Source organism: Dyella sp. 333MFSha (genome assembly GCF_900102405.1).
GTDB classification, from domain to species: domain Bacteria; phylum Pseudomonadota; class Gammaproteobacteria; order Xanthomonadales; family Rhodanobacteraceae; genus Luteibacter; species Luteibacter mycovicinus.
The window spans coordinates 155,673-172,384 of record NZ_FNBR01000006.1 but is presented as its reverse complement, the minus strand read 5'-3'; the positions used below and the strand labels follow the sequence as shown (position 1 = coordinate 172,384).

The 16,712-nt window shown below is 63.7% G+C and carries 18 protein-coding genes and 1 tRNA gene; 12 read left to right on the top strand and 7 right to left on the bottom strand.

Going from position 1 to position 16,712, the window contains the following annotated elements; all coding sequences use genetic code 11:
- The first annotated feature begins 20 nt into the window (after window positions 1–20).
- The 4 genes from pstC (at window position 21) to phoU (ending at window position 3,483) form a co-directional block, all read left to right on the top strand.
- Window positions 21–1,052: a phosphate ABC transporter permease subunit PstC gene (gene pstC, locus BLT40_RS18385; protein WP_051943743.1), complete on the top strand. Its 1,032-nt coding sequence runs from the start codon at window positions 21–23 to the stop codon at window positions 1,050–1,052.
- Complete coding sequence (pstA, locus tag BLT40_RS18380) at window positions 1,052–1,921, top strand: phosphate ABC transporter permease PstA (RefSeq protein WP_036114177.1); 870 nt, start codon at window positions 1,052–1,054, stop codon at window positions 1,919–1,921. Before pstC ends, pstA begins: the two co-directional genes overlap by 1 nt.
- Window positions 1,922–2,000: 79 nt before the next feature.
- A complete protein-coding gene (gene pstB / locus BLT40_RS18375; protein WP_239709154.1) occupies window positions 2,001–2,744 on the top strand; it encodes a phosphate ABC transporter ATP-binding protein PstB in 744 nt (247 codons plus the stop codon).
- A gap of 25 nt (window positions 2,745–2,769) precedes the next feature.
- Entirely contained in the window at window positions 2,770–3,483 is a 714-nt protein-coding gene (gene phoU / locus BLT40_RS18370) for a phosphate signaling complex protein PhoU (RefSeq protein ID WP_036114183.1), read from the top strand.
- Window positions 3,484–3,628: 145 nt separating this feature from the next.
- Here phoU and sugE read toward each other — a convergent pair whose 3' ends face one another.
- From sugE to rnr, 4 genes are all read right to left on the bottom strand, one after another.
- Complete coding sequence (sugE, locus tag BLT40_RS18365; RefSeq protein ID WP_079522047.1) at window positions 3,629–3,949, bottom strand: quaternary ammonium compound efflux SMR transporter SugE; 321 nt, start codon at window positions 3,947–3,949, stop codon at window positions 3,629–3,631.
- A gap of 139 nt (window positions 3,950–4,088) precedes the next feature.
- On the bottom strand, window positions 4,089–4,364 hold the full coding sequence (locus tag BLT40_RS18360; protein ID WP_090355631.1) for a CBU_0592 family membrane protein: 276 nt from the start codon (window positions 4,362–4,364) through the stop codon (window positions 4,089–4,091).
- The gene (rlmB, locus tag BLT40_RS18355; RefSeq protein ID WP_079522046.1) at window positions 4,361–5,107 is read right to left on the bottom strand and encodes a 23S rRNA (guanosine(2251)-2'-O)-methyltransferase RlmB; all 747 of its coding nucleotides are present in this window, start codon (window positions 5,105–5,107) and stop codon (window positions 4,361–4,363) included. Before rlmB ends, BLT40_RS18360 begins: the two co-directional genes overlap by 4 nt.
- On the bottom strand, window positions 5,104–7,866 hold the full coding sequence (gene rnr / locus BLT40_RS18350; protein ID WP_090355789.1) for a ribonuclease R: 2,763 nt from the start codon (window positions 7,864–7,866) through the stop codon (window positions 5,104–5,106). Before rnr ends, rlmB begins: the two co-directional genes overlap by 4 nt.
- A gap of 222 nt (window positions 7,867–8,088) precedes the next feature.
- Between rnr and BLT40_RS18345 the strand changes: the two genes are divergently transcribed.
- The 4 genes from BLT40_RS18345 (at window position 8,089) to BLT40_RS18330 (ending at window position 10,664) form a co-directional block, all read left to right on the top strand.
- A tRNA-Leu gene (locus BLT40_RS18345) sits at window positions 8,089–8,173 on the top strand.
- Between the two features lie 165 nt (window positions 8,174–8,338).
- The gene (locus BLT40_RS18340; protein ID WP_090355626.1) at window positions 8,339–9,421 is read left to right on the top strand and encodes a DUF4272 domain-containing protein; all 1,083 of its coding nucleotides are present in this window, start codon (window positions 8,339–8,341) and stop codon (window positions 9,419–9,421) included.
- Window positions 9,418–10,002: a DUF2442 domain-containing protein gene (locus tag BLT40_RS18335; protein ID WP_090355622.1), complete on the top strand. Its 585-nt coding sequence runs from the start codon at window positions 9,418–9,420 to the stop codon at window positions 10,000–10,002. The genes BLT40_RS18340 and BLT40_RS18335 overlap by 4 nt, the downstream gene beginning before the upstream one ends.
- A 59-nt stretch (window positions 10,003–10,061) precedes the next feature.
- Window positions 10,062–10,664, top strand: coding sequence for a pentapeptide repeat-containing protein (locus BLT40_RS18330; RefSeq protein ID WP_090355617.1), 603 nt, complete (start codon window positions 10,062–10,064; stop codon window positions 10,662–10,664).
- 90 nt (window positions 10,665–10,754) lie between these two features.
- Here the strand turns inward: BLT40_RS18330 and BLT40_RS20365 are convergent, their stop codons facing one another.
- Complete coding sequence (locus BLT40_RS20365) at window positions 10,755–10,907, bottom strand: hypothetical protein (RefSeq protein WP_176809216.1); 153 nt, start codon at window positions 10,905–10,907, stop codon at window positions 10,755–10,757.
- A 497-nt stretch (window positions 10,908–11,404) separates the two neighbouring features.
- On the bottom strand, window positions 11,405–11,659 hold the full coding sequence (locus BLT40_RS18325; RefSeq protein ID WP_090355614.1) for a hypothetical protein: 255 nt from the start codon (window positions 11,657–11,659) through the stop codon (window positions 11,405–11,407).
- A gap of 478 nt (window positions 11,660–12,137) precedes the next feature.
- On the opposite strand from BLT40_RS18325, the gene katG reads away from it, so the two are divergent.
- The 3 genes from katG to BLT40_RS18310 all read left to right on the top strand — a co-directional run bounded on the left by katG (window position 12,138) and on the right by BLT40_RS18310 (window position 15,243).
- Entirely contained in the window at window positions 12,138–14,390 is a 2,253-nt protein-coding gene (gene katG, locus BLT40_RS18320; protein ID WP_090355609.1) for a catalase/peroxidase HPI, read from the top strand.
- A 138-nt stretch (window positions 14,391–14,528) separates the two neighbouring features.
- Window positions 14,529–14,927 carry a hypothetical protein gene (locus tag BLT40_RS18315; RefSeq protein ID WP_079522038.1) on the top strand — a complete coding sequence of 133 codons (399 nt, stop codon included), beginning with the start codon at window positions 14,529–14,531 and terminating at the stop codon, window positions 14,925–14,927.
- A 97-nt stretch (window positions 14,928–15,024) separates the two neighbouring features.
- Window positions 15,025–15,243 (top strand): type 2 periplasmic-binding domain-containing protein, encoded by a 219-nt coding sequence (locus BLT40_RS18310; protein WP_079522037.1) that lies wholly within the window; start codon window positions 15,025–15,027, stop codon window positions 15,241–15,243.
- 16 nt (window positions 15,244–15,259) lie between these two features.
- On the opposite strand, the gene BLT40_RS18305 is transcribed toward BLT40_RS18310, so the two are convergent.
- Window positions 15,260–15,886: a TetR/AcrR family transcriptional regulator gene (locus BLT40_RS18305; protein ID WP_255364063.1), complete on the bottom strand. Its 627-nt coding sequence runs from the start codon at window positions 15,884–15,886 to the stop codon at window positions 15,260–15,262.
- An 85-nt stretch (window positions 15,887–15,971) separates the two neighbouring features.
- On the opposite strand from BLT40_RS18305, the gene BLT40_RS18300 reads away from it, so the two are divergent.
- Window positions 15,972–16,706 (top strand): SDR family oxidoreductase, encoded by a 735-nt coding sequence (locus BLT40_RS18300; protein WP_090355599.1) that lies wholly within the window; start codon window positions 15,972–15,974, stop codon window positions 16,704–16,706.
- Window positions 16,707–16,712: the final 6 nt, after the last annotated feature.

Sequence of the window (16,712 nt, the reverse complement as noted above, 5' to 3'; positions counted from 1 at the left end):
CCCGGGAACCCGAACCCATCATGCACGCCACCGTCAGCAACGCCGTGCCCGACCAGGAACGTCAGGCGGAAGCGTCCCGGAACGCGCGGGATACGCGTAACGACCGGCTGTTCGGCTGGGCCCTGAAGGCCTGCGCCCTGCTCGTTCTGCTCTGCCTCGTCGGCGCCGCCGCTTCCACGCTCTGGCTGGGCCGCGACGCGTTCGCCACCTTCGGCTGGGGCTTTCTTACCAGCGCCGTGTGGGATCCGAGCAATAACCAGTATGGCGCCCTGGTGCCGGTGGTCGGCACGGTCGGCACCGCGATCATCGCCCTGATATTCGCCGTGCCGGTCAGTTTCGGCATCGCCCTCTTTCTTACCGAGATCGCCCCTGGCTGGATGCGCGGTCCGGTCAGCTCGGCCATCGAACTGCTGGCCGGCATTCCCTCGATCATCTACGGCATGTGGGGTCTCTTCATCTTCGCCCCGTTCGTGGCGGAGAACGTCAAGCCGTGGCTGATGAACAACTTCAGCGCGGACCCGCCGGACGGCAAGGTGTCGTGGCTGGTCCAGCACGTGCCCTTCATCGCGAAGTTCTTCTCCAGCGAGTACCCGTTCTTCGGCGCCGGCGTGCTCACCGCGGGACTGGTACTGGCGGTGATGATCATCCCGTTCATCTCTTCCGTGATGCGCGAGGTCTTCCAGACCGTGCCCACCCGCCTGAAGGAGTCCGCTTACGCCCTGGGCTCCAGCACGTGGGAAGTGGTCTGGGACATCGTCGTCCCCTACACCCGCACGGCCGTGATCGGCGGCGTGTTCCTCGGCCTGGGCCGGGCGCTCGGCGAGACGATGGCGGTGGCTTTCGTCATCGGCAACACCTTCAAGTTCACGCCGTCGCTGCTCGAAACCGGCAGTACGATCGCCTCGACCATCGCCAACCAGTTCGGTGAAGCCGAGGGTCTGCAGAAGTCCGCGCTCATGGCGATCGCCTTCCTGCTCTTCGTGGTGACCTTCATCGTGCTGATGATCGCGAGACTCATGCTCCGCCGCCTGGCTTCGAAGGAGGGCAACTGATGTCCGCCTCGCTCTATACCAGGCGCCGGATCAAGAACATCCTCGCGATGGCCTTCAGCATCGTGGCGACCTGCATCGGCCTGCTCTTCCTCGCGTGGATCCTGTGGGAGACCCTGAGCCAGGGGCTCGCGGGACTGAAGCCGCAGCTGTTCACCAAGATCACGGCGTATCGCGAAGAGGGTGGCCTGGCCAATGCCATGGTCGGCAGCCTGATCCTCAACGTGCTGGGTATCCTCATCGCCACGCCGATCGGCGTGGCCGCGGGCACCTGGCTCGCCGAGTATTCGCGCCGCTCGAAGCTCGGTCCCACGATCCGTTTTCTCAACGACATCCTGCTGTCGGCGCCGTCGATCGTGCTCGGTCTGTTCGTCTACACGGTGATCGTCCTGCCGTCCAAGTGGCTGACCAATGGCGACGTGACGTTCTCGGGCATCGCTGGCGGCATCGCGCTGGCGCTGATCGCCCTGCCCGTCATCGTCCGCACCACGGATGAAATGCTCCGCCTGGTACCCGGCACGCTGCGCGAAGCGGCACTGTCGCTGGGTGTCCCGCAATGGAAGCTGACGATGCAGATCCTGGTGCGTTCGGCGCGCTCGGGTATCGTCACCGGCATCCTGCTGGCCCTGGCCCGCATCAGCGGTGAAACCGCGCCGCTGCTGTTCACGGCGTTCGGCAACAACTTCATGACGTTCAACCCGATCGACAAGATGCCGAGCCTGCCCCAGGTCATCTACGAATACACCAAGGACCCGAGCCCGGACATCAACACGCTCGCCTGGGCCGGTGCTTTCGTCCTGACCATGTTCGTGCTGGCGCTCAGCCTGATCGCCCGCCTCGCCTTCTCGCGTTCCAAGGTGTCCCATGACTAAGATGAACGAAGTCGCCTCCAAGCCGGGATTCGGCACCTCGCCGCATGCCGCCGTCGACCTCGGCCAGGTGCCGGCGAAGATGACCGTGCGCGACCTCAACTTCCATTACGGTGAGTTCCATGCGCTGAAGCACATCGCCATGGACGTACCGGAGAAGAAGGTCACCGCCATCATCGGTCCGTCGGGCTGCGGCAAGTCCACCCTGCTGCGCATCTTCAACCGCATCTATGCGATCTACCCGAACCTGCGCGCCAGCGGCGAGATCGTGCTCGACGGCGAGAACATCCTCGACCCGAAGTACTCGCTCAACCGCCTGCGCAGCAAGGTCGGCATGGTGTTCCAGAAGCCGGTGCCGTTCCCCATGACGATTTTCGAGAACGTCGCTTACGGCATTCGTCACCACGAAAAGCTCAACCGCACCGACATGGAGGGCCGTGTCGAGCAGGCGCTGCGTGGCGCCGCATTGTGGGACGAGGTGAAGGACAAGCTCAAGCAGAGCGCACTCGGCCTCTCCGGCGGCCAGCAGCAGCGTCTGTGCATCGCCCGCGGCATCGCCCTGAAGCCGGAAGTGCTGCTGCTCGACGAGCCGACCTCCGCACTGGATCCGATCGCCACGAGCCGCATCGAGCAGCTGGTCGAGGAGCTCAAGAGCCAGTTCACCATCGTCATCGTGACGCACAACATGCAGCAGGCGGCGCGCTGCTCGGACATGACCGCGTTCATGTACATGGGCGAGCTCATCGAGTTCGACCGGACCGAGAAGATCTTCACCAAGCCGGACAAGAAGCAGACCGAAGACTACATCACCGGCCGGTTCGGCTGAGCGCCCCCTATTTCGAGGTCCCGCGATGAATACTCCGCACCAGCACATCATCAAGAGCTACGACGACGAACTGAAGCGTCTCACCGGCGAAATCGTCCGCATGGGTGAGATCGCCGTCGCGCAGCTCGAAGCCGCCATCGACGTGGTCGAACGTCGTGACGAGCGCGCCGCCCAGCGCGTGGTCGACAACGACGACGCACTCGATTCGCTCGAACAGGAAATCAGCCAGGACGTCGTACGTCTGCTCGCCCTGCGCGCGCCGATCGCCGGCGACCTGCGCAACGTGTTCGCCGCGCTGCGTATCGCCGCCGACATCGAGCGCATCGGCGACTACGCCGCCAACGTGGCCAAGCGTTCCATCCCGCTCAGCCGCGTCGCCCCGATCACCGCCGCCGGCGGCCTGAAAAACCTGGCCGAGCTGGCCGCGGACCAGTTGCGCAACGTGCTCAAGGCGTACGACGAGCAGGACGCCGAAGCCGCTTATGAAGTGTGGAAGTCGGATGCGGATCTGGACGAGGCCTATACGGTCGTCTTCCGCGCGCTGCTGACGTACATGATGGAAGACCCGCGCAACATCACGCCCTGCACCCATCTCCTGTTCATGGCAAAGAACATCGAGCGCATCGGCGACCACGCGACCAACATCGCCGAGAACGTCTGGTTCGTCGTCCACGGCGAGCCGCTGGTGGCACCGCGCACTAAGCGCGACACCACCGCGAATCCGGATTTCGATAAATAAAACCACACGGCCTGTGGGGCGGCCGCCCCGTAGGAGCGCGCCCTGCGCGCGAAAAGCCTACACAGCGAGGAAGGAATAAGGTTTCTTCGCTGCGTAGGCTTTTCGCGCGCGGGGCGCGCTCCTACAGGGCAGATGCGGGCCCCGGTCAGGCGCCCGACGTCAGCTTCAACCCAAGAATCCCGACGACGATCAGTCCGACGCACAGCAGCCGCAACGGCTGCGCCGACTCACCGAACAGGATGATGCCGAGCGTCACGGCGCCGACGGCACCGATGCCTGTCCACACCGCGTAAGCCGTACCGAGCGGCAATTTTTTTGTCGCCCAGGCGAGCAGGACGATGCTGATGAGCATCGCGCCGCCCGTGAGCACGCTGGGTAGCGGCTTCGAAAATCCTTCTGTGTATTTCAGGCCGACCGCCCAGGCGATCTCGAACAGCCCGGCAAGGACGAGGATGAACCAATACATGGGAGTGAGCTCCGCAAGAGCGGGGTCGTCCCCGCGGAGATAGTGCGCGCCCCGGGGTCGTCCCCAGGGGCGGACCGGCATTGCGCCGGTCCGTTTTGCATTATACGGAGGAGGTGTAACCCCCCGCTGACCGAATGCCTCAGACGGCCGGTGGAACGACCGCCTTGCGCGCCCGGACACCACGCACGATGCCGTACACGCTGATGAGGAACCAGGCCAGCTCCTGCACGAACGCGGACAGGTTGAACATGCCGAAGATCAGGGAAAGCAGGATGCCGAAGGCACCCAGCAGGTTCATCACCTGGTACGTATACCCCTGCCCCGACAGCTTATGTGCCTGAAGCAGAAAAAACGCGACCAGCACCAGCGCAACGCCGACCAGGCCGGCCCAGTCATGCCAGAACATAGAGCTCATTTCTTCGCACCTCGCTGACGCAGCGCCTCGAACAACACGATACCCGTAGCGACGGATACGTTGAGACTCTCCATGCCACCCGGCATCGGGATCTTCGCCACGAAGTCACAGGTATCGCGGGTAAGACGGCGCATGCCGTCACCTTCGCTACCCATGACTAGCGCGACCGGACCCTTCAGGTCGATGGCATAGAGCGACTGATCCGTATCGCCGTCCATCCCCGTGATCCACACGCCTGCATCCTTGAGCAGGCGCAGGGCGCGGGCGAGATTGGTGACGGCAATCACCGGCACCAGATCCGCGCCGCCGGCCGACGCACGACGGACCGTCGGCGTAATGCCGACCGCGCGATCTTTCGGCATCACCACGGCGGTGACGTTGGCGGCCGCCGCGCTGCGCAGGCAGGCGCCGAGGTTATGCGGATCCGTCACACCGTCGAGCACGAGCACCAGCGCGTCCGCACCGGCCGCCTCGAGCAGATCGGGCAACGCACTCTCGTCGCGCAACGGCGGTGTTTCGTACCGCGCGATGACACCCTGATGGCGGGCTTCGCCACCGAGCTTCTCGAGCTGCTCCTTGCTCACCGTCTTGACGATGAGCCCGAGCTTGCGCGCCTGCGCGGCGATCTCGTTGACACGGGCGTTCTTCGAGTTCTGCTCGATCAATACTTCACGGACACGATCCGGGTCGTTGGCGAGAGAGCCTTCGACCGGATTGATCCCTACGATCCACGTCTCACTCATGCTTGCGGCTTGCTCCTGGGTTTACGCGGCCCACGCCGACCTGCGGATGTCTTCGCGGGGGCCTGGTCCGTCGGCGCCGGACCGGCCGCCGTTTTCGTTACGGCGCTTTTCTTCGCCGTGGATTTCTTCGCGACGGGCGCCTGCGCAACGTCGGACGCCGCACGGCGCCTCGATGTGACTTTGCGCGCCGAGGTGTCGGGAGACGCATCGCGACTGTCATCCCGACGAGCGCCACGACGACCTGACGGACGCGCATCCTCCGCACGTGCCTCGTCAGCCTGGCGCGGGCCACGCTGGCGTGAGCCACCTTGCGGCGCCGCGTCCTGGCGTGACGAGCCCTGACGCGAACCGCCGGCCGAGGAGCCGCGCTTTCGTGACGATGTTTCGGCCTCCGCCTCGCGCCTGGGCGCCCGCGCGGGACGCGCATGATGCTCAACCGGCTCTTCAACCGCAACCGGTGCCGCCGTCTTCTTGCCGAAGATCCGGCCGACGGCCTTCTTCGCGGCACGTCCCATCGCCATCCCCGCTTCCAGCATGCCCGAGCGAGGCGCCGGCTTGGCCGCGGCCACGACCTTCGGCGCAGGCTTCGGCAACTCGGCCAGACGTGCGACCAGGCGGAAGTCGATCTTGCGATCCTCGAGGCTGGCGCGCAGCACCTGCACGCTGACGTAGTCACCGAGGCGATACGCCACGCCCGTGCGCTCACCCTGCAACAGGTGACGTACGGGATCGAACTTGTAGTAATCGTTGGGCAGCTGCGAAACATGCACCAGACCCGACACGCGCGAGGCCGACAACTCGACAAACAGACCGAACGAGGTGACGCCGGTGATGGTGCCCGCGAATTCCTCGCCGACGTGCTTCTCCATCCACGCGCATTTGAAACGCTCATCCACGTCGCGCTCGGCCTCTTCGGCACGGCGCTCACGCTGCGAGCAGTGGATCGCCATCGCGGACATCTGCGTATCGCTGTAGATGTAATCGGCCGGCTTGCCGCGGGTCAGGGCGTAGCGGATGGCACGATGTACCAGCAGGTCGGGATAACGGCGGATGGGCGACGTGAAGTGGGCATACGCGTCCAGTGCCAGACCGAAGTGGCCCTGGTTCTCCGGATGGTAGATCGCCATGCTCTGCGCACGCAGTAGCACCGACTGAATCAGCTCCGCTTCCGGGCGGTCCTGCACTTTCTTCAGCAACGCCGAGAAATCGGCTGGCGTGACTTCGTCCGCCGGCGGCATCTTCAGCTTGAACTCCTTCAGGAACTGCAGGAGGTCGTCGTACTTTTCCGCCGGGGGCGGCGCATGCACGCGATACAGCGCGGGGATCTTGCGCTTGGTCAGGAAGCGCGCCGCCTGCACGTTGGCGGCGATCATGCATTCCTCGATCATCTTGTGCGCATCGTTGCGATCGGACGCGCCCATCGACTCGACATCGCCCGCGGGACCGAGACGGAACTTCACTTCCGGTGTTTCGAAATCGATGGCACCGCGACGCTTGCGCGCCTTCGCCATGACCTTGTAGAGCTTGTGCAGCGTTTCGACCTGCGGCAGAACGTCGGCGATCTCGTCACGAACGTCCGCGTTGCGCTCGCCCACCGCCTGCCAGACCTTGTTATAGGTGAGGCGCGCGTGCGAGAACATCACCGCGTCGTAGAATTTGGAGCGCACGACGTCGCCGTCCTCGTCGATCTCCATGTCGCAGACCATGCACAGACGCTCGACCCTTGGCATCAGCGAGCAGATGCCGTTGGAAAGCGTCTCGGGCAACATCGGCACGACGAAGCCCGGGAAATACGTGGACGTGCTGCGGTTATAACCCTCGACGTCGAGCGGCGTACCGACCGGCACATAGTGCGAGACGTCGGCGATCGCCACGATGAGACGGAAACCGCCGTCTTTCAGCGACTCGGCATACACCGCGTCATCGAAGTCACGCGCGTCTTCGCCATCGATGGTGACCAGCGGAAGCTTGCGGATGTCCGTGCGGCCCTTGCGCTCTTCGGACGTCACCTTGGGCTCGACTTCCTCAGCCTGACGGATGACCTCCGGCGGGAACTCGTGCGGCAGGTCGTGGCTGGCAATGGCCATCTCGACCACCAGCGACGGCTGCAGGCGCTCACCGAGCACGGCGCGCACGGTGCCCATGGGGCCACGGTGCTGGGTCGGCGGATCGGTGATCTCCACCACGACGATCTCGCCCGAGCGGGCGCCGGCGTCGCGGCCGGAAGGAATCATGATGTTCTGGTGCAGGCGGCGATCGTCCGGCTCGACCAGGGTCACGCCGTTCTCGATGACCACGCGGCCGACCAGGCGCGGCGAGCGGCGCTCCAGCACCTCGACGATGGCACCCTGCCGCCGGCCACGGCGGTCGATGCCGACGACGCTGGCGAGCACGCGGTCGCCGTGGAGCACGCTGCGCATCTGCTGCGGCGACAGGTAGAGATCTTCTCCGCCCTCGTCCGGACGCAGGAAGCCGTAGCCCTCGGCGTTGGCGATGACCCGGCCCGGCAGCAGGCTGAGCTTCTGGGCGGGTGCGTAGTCGCCGCGGCGGTTACGCAGCAGCTGGCCATCGCGGACCATGGCGCCCAGGCGACGGTTGAGGGCGACGATTTCGTACTCGTCGAACAGCCTCAGGGCGCGGGCGATGTCGTACTCGGCCAGCAACTCGCCCCGCTCTTCGAACAGCGCCAGGATGGCCTCGCGGCTGGGGATCGGCTTCTCGTAGCGCTGAGCTTCGCGATCGGCATGGGGGTCGACCACGGCGCGCGCCGGACCGTGCTGGTCCAGCGCCTTGCCGGAGCGGCTGGACTTGGGTTTACGGGGGCCGCGGGCGGCATCCGAACCTTTAGTTTTCTTTGTCACGTATGAACCTTTGAAGGGGGACGCGAAATAGTTTCACATCCGGTGTGCAAAATCGTTGACAAGTTTCCCCGACCTACCTAATCTACGCGGCTCACGGGGCAGCGATGCTTCGGGACACCTGCCCAGGTGGCGGAATTGGTAGACGCACTAGTTTCAGGTACTAGCGGGTAAAACCGTGGAGGTTCGAGTCCTCTCTTGGGCACCAATTATAGACGAAGCCTCGCAGCGATGCGGGGCTTTGTTGTATCCGGGGTTCAGAAAGCCGCGCCTGGCGTACAGCGCGGGCACGATGTGCCGCTGCCATAGGTCTCTCTTGGCACCGGCGACAGACTCGCCGAGAATCCGGTGACACTGCATTGGGAATGCCCACGTGTTCACACGCCTGAAGTCCATCTTCGCAACGTCCGGGGGCAACAGCAGCGCGGATAACGATATCCGCCTCAATGTCTATGCCACCGTCAGCCCGCTGCCGAAGCCAAGCTTCCCTCACACGCTCCTCGGCGAGCGCGATCTGAGCGACCCGGAATTGCACGGCCACCTCGAGGGGTTCATCGGCTACACACTCAGCCGGGGCGACGGGGAAATGACTCACACCCGTTACCATGTGATGCGGCACCTTCAACGGGTGCAACACCATGTCAGCCTGATGCTGTCCTCGAATGCGCTCCCCGAGTTCGCTCGATGGGCCTGCCAGGCGAATGCGATCGTCTTCGACGACGACGGCAGGATCTGCGATCCCGAGGGCCGCGTACTGATCGACAGTCAGGGCGCGGGAGATCCGGCTGCGGAGTTGCCCTACCCCGCCGACGCGCTGGAACGAAAGTCGCGTAGCGAAGCAAGGCTGCTGGCGGACGGTATCGCCGTGCCTGGCACCCTGCCGCCCATCATCGGCGAGCACGAGGTCCAGTGGCGCACTGCCGATGAGGTGGCCGGACGCGTGATGGCCCTTCTCGCCGTGAGCGCGTTTGCCGAGGGCATACGGGACAACGACCCGCTCGACCTCGAACAGATACGTGAACGGCTCCCGGCCGCCTTCTCGTATTTCTCGCAGGCCGAACAAGCGTTCCTGCAGGCCGCTACGCCCGACACGCACGTCGTCACGCAGATGGGGTGGCGTTATGAGAGCACGGCGATCCTCGCCTGGGCGGCGGGTCTGTGGCCGGAACTACCGTCTCCCGGCAAGATATGCGACGTGTCTGGCCTGACCGGACACCTGCTCGATGCGTCAGCACATGGTCTGCCGCCGACCCATGGCCTGCGGCCTGCAAACGAGATTCTCGACGCGCTCGACGAGACGATCCGATGGCACTGGGTCATTCGCGAAGCGGAACTCGGACGACGCGAATTCCCGCCCAACGTCATTCCCGGCGTCATCAGGGAACGGCACCACGCTCTGAACTGGCTCGTTGGTTTCGAGCGCGCGGATTGGGATGATGTGACGACGCCGACGTGAACTCACCCACCCGAAAGATCAGATCGGTCGTCCCGAACGAGACCTGGCAACTGGCGATCGCTTTCGACGACGGGGCCATACGCCTGTTCGACGCGTCCGTGGCCCGGGAGGAGATGGGCTGGCCGCAGCTGGCCTATCCCCAGACCTTCAAACATTTCTCATATAGCGATAGCGCATTAACGTGGCCTCTGCTGGGTAACGTCACGGCTGACTACCTGTACGACAACTCCGCACCCGTCACGCAAGCCACCCTCGAGCATCATGCCCTTCGCCTCAGCTACAAGAACCAGGCACCGACCGAGGAAGACGCCACGCATCACGTCTATGGCATCTATCTCCACGCCTTCAGCGAAGCTCTTTTCGCCGTGGGCGAGTCCATCGGTGGCGGTCACGCCGAGCGGGGCGGATCGCGACGGATGACGCTGCGCGAATGGCGGGACTGGCCCGGCTGGAAAGAGCACGCCATCTTGTCCGGCGCCGAGTGGGCCATCCCGATCATCGAGTCCCATATCGATGACCCTGAAATGCTGGTGGATCGCCTCGTCCGGGAGATCTGTCGCCGAGCGGCCGATGCTCAGTAAGAGGACATCGAGCCCTTAGGCCGGATAATGTCGCCCTGTCCCCACGGACCTCCTGACTCATGAACGACCTGATCGGCGAAGAAGCGGAGTTCTACCTGAAGGCCTTTCACGGCCTCGACTGCGCCGAGGGCAAGCTTGCCTCCAAGACCTTCGAGGAATGCACGTTCACCCGATGCTCTTTCAGCGACGCCGTCCTCGACCACTGCAAGTTCATCGACTGCACGTTCAACGCCTGCGACCTGAGCAACGTCAAAGTCAATGCCAGCAAGTTTCAGGGCGTGACCTTCAACGAATGCAAGGTGATCGGCGTGGACTGGGCGCGGGCCGATTGGCCACGGTATGCGGCGCCAGCCCAACTGGCGTTTCGCAAGTCCGTGGTGAACTACTCGTCGTTCTTCGACCTGAATCTTCAGGAGCTGGTACTCGAAGAGTGCAAGGCACGCAACGTCGACTTTCGCCAGGGCGATTTCGCGCGAGCCAACTTCACCTACTCCGATTTCGCCGAGAGCCTGTTCGGCAAGACGAAGCTGATGGGCGCGGACTTCAGCGAAGCGACCAACTACGTCATGGACATTCGCGAGAACCAGATAAGAGGGGCCAAGTTCACGCGGACGGAGGCATCGGGGCTTCTCTACGGTCTGGGTATCGAGCTGGTCGACTGAAGCCAAGGACCGCAGGCATTGGTCAAGGCGCTCCTATGGCGCGCCCTTCAATACCTGCCTGGACCAATCCTCCGCGTGCCGCTGGGATAATCAAGCCCGGGATCGTCGCCAGTCGCCCTTGATGGCGATCACTGCGAACAGAAGCAGTGTGATTCCGATCCTCGATGCAAGCGCAAGGGCGTAGTGCAGCCCGGGATCGATCAGCCGCGAAAGCGCAATCATGAGCGCGGCGTACACCAGCATGGTCACCCACCCCTGCCAGCTGCGAGGACCGATTCCCCAGCCAAATCGCTTCTTCCCGAACCAATACGTCCGATCAGCCTTCATGCCCGGCGCCCCAAGGTTTTGTACCGCTCAATGTACGCCGGCATGATCGCAAGAACTTGTCGACTTACGTGACGAACCGGCAAAGCACACTAGCCTTGTGACGTTCCCGGCTATGATCCGATCCACACCCCACGAGGTATCAAGGATGACCGCTCGTTTATCACCCCGATTCGCTCTTTGGCGCGCTGGTGCCTTCTTCGGCATTCTCGCGGCAGCCGGCATCATCATCTTCGTTCCCGCCGGACTTCGCGAAGCGGGAGTCCACGTGGCGAAAGCGTGGGGGCTCGATCAGTGGGCCGCGCCGCTTTGTCTGTTGGGTGCGATACCCGGCGCGGTAATCGCAGATCGAATCCGAACGAACCGAACCTCCGCAGGTAGCTCGTAGGCACCTCGCGTGGGATGCGTAGCGACTTCTATGATTCACTCCGCTCGATAAACAAAACGTGCCCAGGAAAGTGCTCTCGAATGGTCACGACCTCGGCATCAATGCCGGCTCCGTCAAGCGGATCGAGTCGACGCGTCATGATGGTCAGATCGAGGCCCTGACGCCGAAGCTCCGACACCTCCGCCGGATCGGCCACACCGCCGTTGAGCCATATCGAAGCATGGCCCGCTGCCATATGGCGCCAGCGATCCCAGCCCTCCAGCGTCAACACAAAGACAATCATGGTGCGCTCCTATGGGTCGGACCACCAGACGCGACACCTCGTCGGGCACCGCGTCGAGGGTCCCTACCGGCGCCGTGCTCCCCTTGCCGGGAACGCGCAGCGAAACCGCCCCCGGAACTGACAGGATCACCTGCCACAATCTTTTGTGTGCCCTCGTAGTCCACTCTTGTGCCCCGCAGCAGAATGACGATAGTCCGACTCTATGGGTTCGATAGATTCAATCAGTTTCCGAACGCATCACGGCCAAGCGTACACTCCGACGAGGTCTTCCACAGGTTCGCGTCATGCCTACCAGCCAACGCGCCCCACTTGTTGCATCCAGTGCCCTTTGCATGCGGGCCAACGATGCTCTGGTCGACCCTCCGGCAGTCACGCTGCCCAACATCGTTGTCCCTCCGGCGCCCCGCGTCGGAACTCCGTGCAAGCCTGACACCCCGTAACGCCAGCATTTGGGACCTGTCCCAAGGAGAAAGAGCGCATGACCAACGAAGCCAAGTGCCCGTTCAACCATACCGCCGGCGGCGGTACGACCAATCGCGATTGGTGGCCCAAACAATTACGTGTCGACCTGCTGGCCCAGCATTCGAACAAGTCCAATCCCCTGGGCGAGCAGTTCAACTACGCCGAAGCGTTCAAGAGCCTCGATCTGGCGGCGGTCAAGGCCGACCTGACCAAACTGATGACGGATTCGCAGGACTGGTGGCCCGCCGACTTCGGTCATTACGGCGGCTTGTTTGTCCGCATGGCCTGGCACAGCGCCGGCACCTACCGCGTCGGCGACGGCCGTGGCGGCGGCGGTCGCGGTCAGCAACGTTTCGCGCCACTGAACAGCTGGCCCGATAACGTCAGCCTGGACAAGGCGCGCCGTCTGCTGTGGCCGATCAAGCAGAAGTATGGCCAGAAGATTTCCTGGGCGGATCTCTACATCCTGACCGGAAACGTCGCTCTGGAGAGCATGGGCTTCAAGACCTTCGGCTATGCCGGCGGCCGCGAAGATACCTGGGAACCCGATCAGGACGTGTACTGGGGTAACGAGAAGACCTGGCTGGGTGGCGACGTCCGCTACGGCAAGGGTGCCGCGGGTAAGGACGACGACGGCGGCGTCCTGGTCGCCGACGCCGAGAAGCACGGTGAAGAACAGAGCCGTACCGATGGCGGTCGCAACCTCGAGAGCCCGCTCAGCGCGGTGCAGATGGGCCTCATCTACGTGAACCCGGAAGGTCCGGACGGCAATCCCGACCCGGCCGCCGCTGCGCACGACATCCGCGAAACCTTCGGCCGCATGGCCATGAACGACGAGGAGACCGTCGCGCTGATCGCCGGCGGTCACACCTTCGGCAAGACGCACGGCGCCGGCCCGGCCGATAACGTCGGTCCCGAGCCGGAAGGTTCCGATATCGAAAATCAGGGCTTCGGCTGGAAGAGCAGCTTCGGCAGCGGCAAGGGTGCGGATACCATTACCAGCGGCCTCGAGGTCACCTGGACCAGCACCCCGACAAAGTGGGGCAACGGCTTTTTCGAGAACCTGTTCGGTCACGAATGGGAGCTGACGAAGAGCCCGGCCGGCGCCCATCAGTGGATCGCGAAGGATGCCGAGGAGACCATCCCGCATGCCTTCGATCCGTCGAAGAAGCAGCGCCCGACGATGCTGACCACCGACCTCTCGCTGCGCGTGGACCCGGCTTACGAAAAGATCTCCCGCCGTTTCCTGGAAAATCCGGACCAGTTCGCCGACGCGTTCGCCCGCGCGTGGTTCAAGCTGACCCACCGCGATATGGGGCCCCGCGCCCGTTACCTGGGGCCGGAAGTGCCGTCCGAGGTGCTCGACTGGCAGGATCCGATTCCGGCGGTCGATCACCCGCTCATCGGCGAGTCCGACCTGGGCGCACTGAAGGAAAAGATCCTTGCGTCGGGTCTGACCGTTGCCGAACTGGTCACCACGGCCTGGGCTTCCGCGTCCACCTTCCGCGGCTCCGACAAACGCGGCGGCGCTAACGGCGCGCGCATTCGCCTGGCACCGCAGAAAGACTGGGAAGCCAACCAGCCCGAACAGCTCGCCAAGGTGCTGAACGTCCTCGAAGGCATCAAGAAGGACTCGGATGCCGCAGGCAAGAAGGTCTCCATCGCCGACCTCATCGTGCTGGCGGGTAACGCCGGCATCGAAAAGGCCGCGAAGGATGCGGGTCACGCCGTAACCGTGCCCTTCTCCCCCGGTCGTGGCGATGCCACACAGGACCAGACGGATGTCGAATCCGTGGGCGCGCTCGAGCCGAAGGCCGATGGCTTCCGCAATTACCTCAAGCGCAAGTGGCGTGTACCCGCCGAAGCCCTTCTGATCGACAAGGCCCAGTTGCTGACCTTGACCGCGCCGGAGATGACCGTGCTGGTCGGTGGCCTTCGCGCGCTGGGTGTGCGCTCAGGTAACGACAAGCATGGTGAGTTCACATCCAGGCCGGGCACGCTCACGAACGACTTCTTCCGTAACCTGCTCGACATGGGTACGGAATGGCGAGCGATGTCATCGGCACAGGATGTGTTCGAAGGCGTCGATCGCAAGTCGGGCGAACGTAAGTTCACCGGAACGCGCGTCGACCTGATCTTCGGCTCGCATGCGCAGCTGCGTGCCATCGCCGAGGTGTATGCGACGGAAGATGCGCAGGCGAAGTTCGTGACGGACTTCGTGGCGGCATGGACCAAGGTGATGAATCTGGATCGCTTCGATCTGAAGTAACCGGGCACGTGTATCGTTTGATCTGAAGGCCGCCGGGACTCGTTCCCGGCGGCCTTTCTGCTTACGGCTCAACGGCCACTCTTGACACGTCGGCCGACCGCACGAAGACTCAGGCCGAAGCACAGACATGGAACGCATATGCGCGTCGATAGATCGTCACCCCGCGATCGACGGGAAACCCGGAACGGGCTCAAGAACTTCGAGTTGCAGGTCATCAAGGCCATGGCGTGCGATGTTCTCAGTGACGAGATGCTGAACGAGCTCGCAAACCCCGGTATACCCGTGGTCTACGAATACACCGGCTGCGGCTATTTCGTGACTGTCGAACATGGTGCATTGCCTGCTGTTGAGCGGACACTGTCGGTGCCCCCACTGGTCGGTTCGCTCGGCGAAGTCGTATGCGGGTTCGTCGTCTATCTCGGAAAGCACGAACTGACTCTCGAAATTCACGAGTGGGGCCCGTTCTCCGTGACGAACGATTTTCGCGAGAGCGACGTCGTGGTCCGTGATCCCATGCCATGCGATCTCGACAAGTGACCGCGGTTAGTCCAGGGAACTGCGTCGCACATCGCCGTCAATCCCGATTGCGATACACCTCGGGAACGAACGAATAACCGGCCCCCTGCTTCGCCACGTGCCCGCGCTGGTCCTCGCGCAAACAGACGGCGTCGCCACGCTGCCCAGTCGCCTGCTGCAACGCTACACCTCGCTCGTCGACGTGATCGATCTTCCCGTCGAGATCCCGGGGTTTCAGTTCGCGATGGGCTGGCATCCGCGTGCTCAGCAGGATGAATCGTTGCGCTGGTTGCGGCAGTGCTTTCTGGATGCCGTGAAGCCGGACGCTGCGGCCTGAGGCTGCGCGTCACACGTCAGCTGCTCGACACCGCCATCAGATAAGCGCGACACATGATCGGCAGCTGCGCCCTTAGCATCGCCAGCGAAGACGCCGGCGCTTCCTTCTCCAGCACTTCGCGTACCGTTCCCACGAGAATCGTACGCACGGCAAACGTCACCGTCGGCAGGTCGTCGAAGTGGGCGTCGGACGCGCTGGCAAGCAGCCGCTCGATCGCCTGGTCGGCGCGGCGGACGATGTCGTCGATCAGGTCATCGGTGTCGAGTTCGGCAGCCACCGTATACAGCACACGCGAACCGGGCATGTGGCGTAGCTTCGCTTCGAGGTAGGCATGCACCAGCCCATCGGCCATCTCACCCAGCCGCGCACCTTCGAGCCGGACGCAGGCCTCTTCGGTCGCGATCACCACCTCGTAGAGGTACTGCTCCAGCACCGCGTACAGCAGCGCCTCCTTGTGCGGGAAGTACTGGTACATCGTGCCCACCGACACCCCTGCCCGCTCGGCCACCCGCGTAGTGGTCAGCTTGACGAGGCCGTCGGACAGCAAAACCTGAAACGTCGCCTCGAAAATCGCCGTCACCGTCGCGGTCGAGCGGGCCTGACGCGGGGTTTTACGCGGCTTGAGGGGGGTCTGAAGGGACAACGGCCATATGCGAATGTAAAAACCGAAGGATGATTCATAAATTAACTCATAGCGCCATCCGCCACCTAATCCAGAAGGAAACGCCATGAGCAATACCGATCGACGCATCTCCCTCATCACCGGTGCCAACAGGGGTATCGGTCTCGAAATCGCCCGCCAGCTCGGCAAGGCCGGCCATCGCATCCTGCTCGGTGCCCGTGACACCGGCCGAGGCCAGCAGGCCGCCAAAACGCTCAGCGACGAAGGCATCGACGTCCGTTTCGTCTCGCTCGATCTCGGCAGTCCGGCATCGATCAAGGCCGCCGCGGCGGATATCGAAGCCAACGAGGGCCGTCTGGACGTCCTCGTGAACAATGCGGGCGTCGCCGTGCAAGGCGACGGCAACACCAGCACCGCGACGATGGACGCCGTGCGCACCACTTTCGAGACAAATTTCTTCGGGACGGTGGAAGTCACCCAGGCTCTGTTGCCGCTAGTGAAGAAGTCCGCCTCGGGGCGCATCGTCAACATCTCGAGCGGCCTCGGCTCCATCGCGCTGAATGCCGATCCGACGTGGGACTATGCCGCGGTCAAGCTGATCGGCTACAACGCGTCGAAAGCCGCGCTGAACATGTTCACCGTGATCCTCGCCGATGAGCTGAAGGACACGGGGATCAAGGTCAACGTCGTCAATCCCGGTTACACCGCGACGGACCTCAACGGCAACAGTGGTCACCAGACCGTGGCCGAGGGCGCGCAGGAAGCCGTGCGAGTCGCGCTGCTTCCCGACGATGGCCCGACGGGCGCGTTCACCAGCAAGGAAGGTCCGGATCCGTGGTGAACACCA

What these genes read in the sequence shown, in the direction of transcription:
- pstC (WP_051943743.1), top strand. Translation starts at nt 21, where the DNA reads ATGCACGCCACCGTCAGCAACGCCGTGCCCGACCAGGAACGTCAGGCG.
- pstA (WP_036114177.1), top strand. Translation starts at nt 1,052, where the DNA reads ATGTCCGCCTCGCTCTATACCAGGCGCCGGATCAAGAACATCCTCGCG.
- pstB (WP_239709154.1), top strand. Translation starts at nt 2,001, where the DNA reads ATGACCGTGCGCGACCTCAACTTCCATTACGGTGAGTTCCATGCGCTG.
- phoU (WP_036114183.1), top strand. Translation starts at nt 2,770, where the DNA reads ATGAATACTCCGCACCAGCACATCATCAAGAGCTACGACGACGAACTG.
- sugE (WP_079522047.1), bottom strand. Translation starts at nt 3,949, where the DNA reads ATGTATTGGTTCATCCTCGTCCTTGCCGGGCTGTTCGAGATCGCCTGG.
- BLT40_RS18360 (WP_090355631.1), bottom strand. Translation starts at nt 4,364, where the DNA reads ATGAGCTCTATGTTCTGGCATGACTGGGCCGGCCTGGTCGGCGTTGCG.
- rlmB (WP_079522046.1), bottom strand. Translation starts at nt 5,107, where the DNA reads ATGAGTGAGACGTGGATCGTAGGGATCAATCCGGTCGAAGGCTCTCTC.
- BLT40_RS18330 (WP_090355617.1), top strand. Translation starts at nt 10,062, where the DNA reads ATGAACGACCTGATCGGCGAAGAAGCGGAGTTCTACCTGAAGGCCTTT.
- BLT40_RS20365 (WP_176809216.1), bottom strand. Translation starts at nt 10,907, where the DNA reads ATGCTGGTGTACGCCGCGCTCATGATTGCGCTTTCGCGGCTGATCGAT.
- BLT40_RS18325 (WP_090355614.1), bottom strand. Translation starts at nt 11,659, where the DNA reads ATGATTGTCTTTGTGTTGACGCTGGAGGGCTGGGATCGCTGGCGCCAT.
- katG (WP_090355609.1), top strand. Translation starts at nt 12,138, where the DNA reads ATGACCAACGAAGCCAAGTGCCCGTTCAACCATACCGCCGGCGGCGGT.
- BLT40_RS18315 (WP_079522038.1), top strand. Translation starts at nt 14,529, where the DNA reads ATGCGCGTCGATAGATCGTCACCCCGCGATCGACGGGAAACCCGGAAC.
- BLT40_RS18300 (WP_090355599.1), top strand. Translation starts at nt 15,972, where the DNA reads ATGAGCAATACCGATCGACGCATCTCCCTCATCACCGGTGCCAACAGG.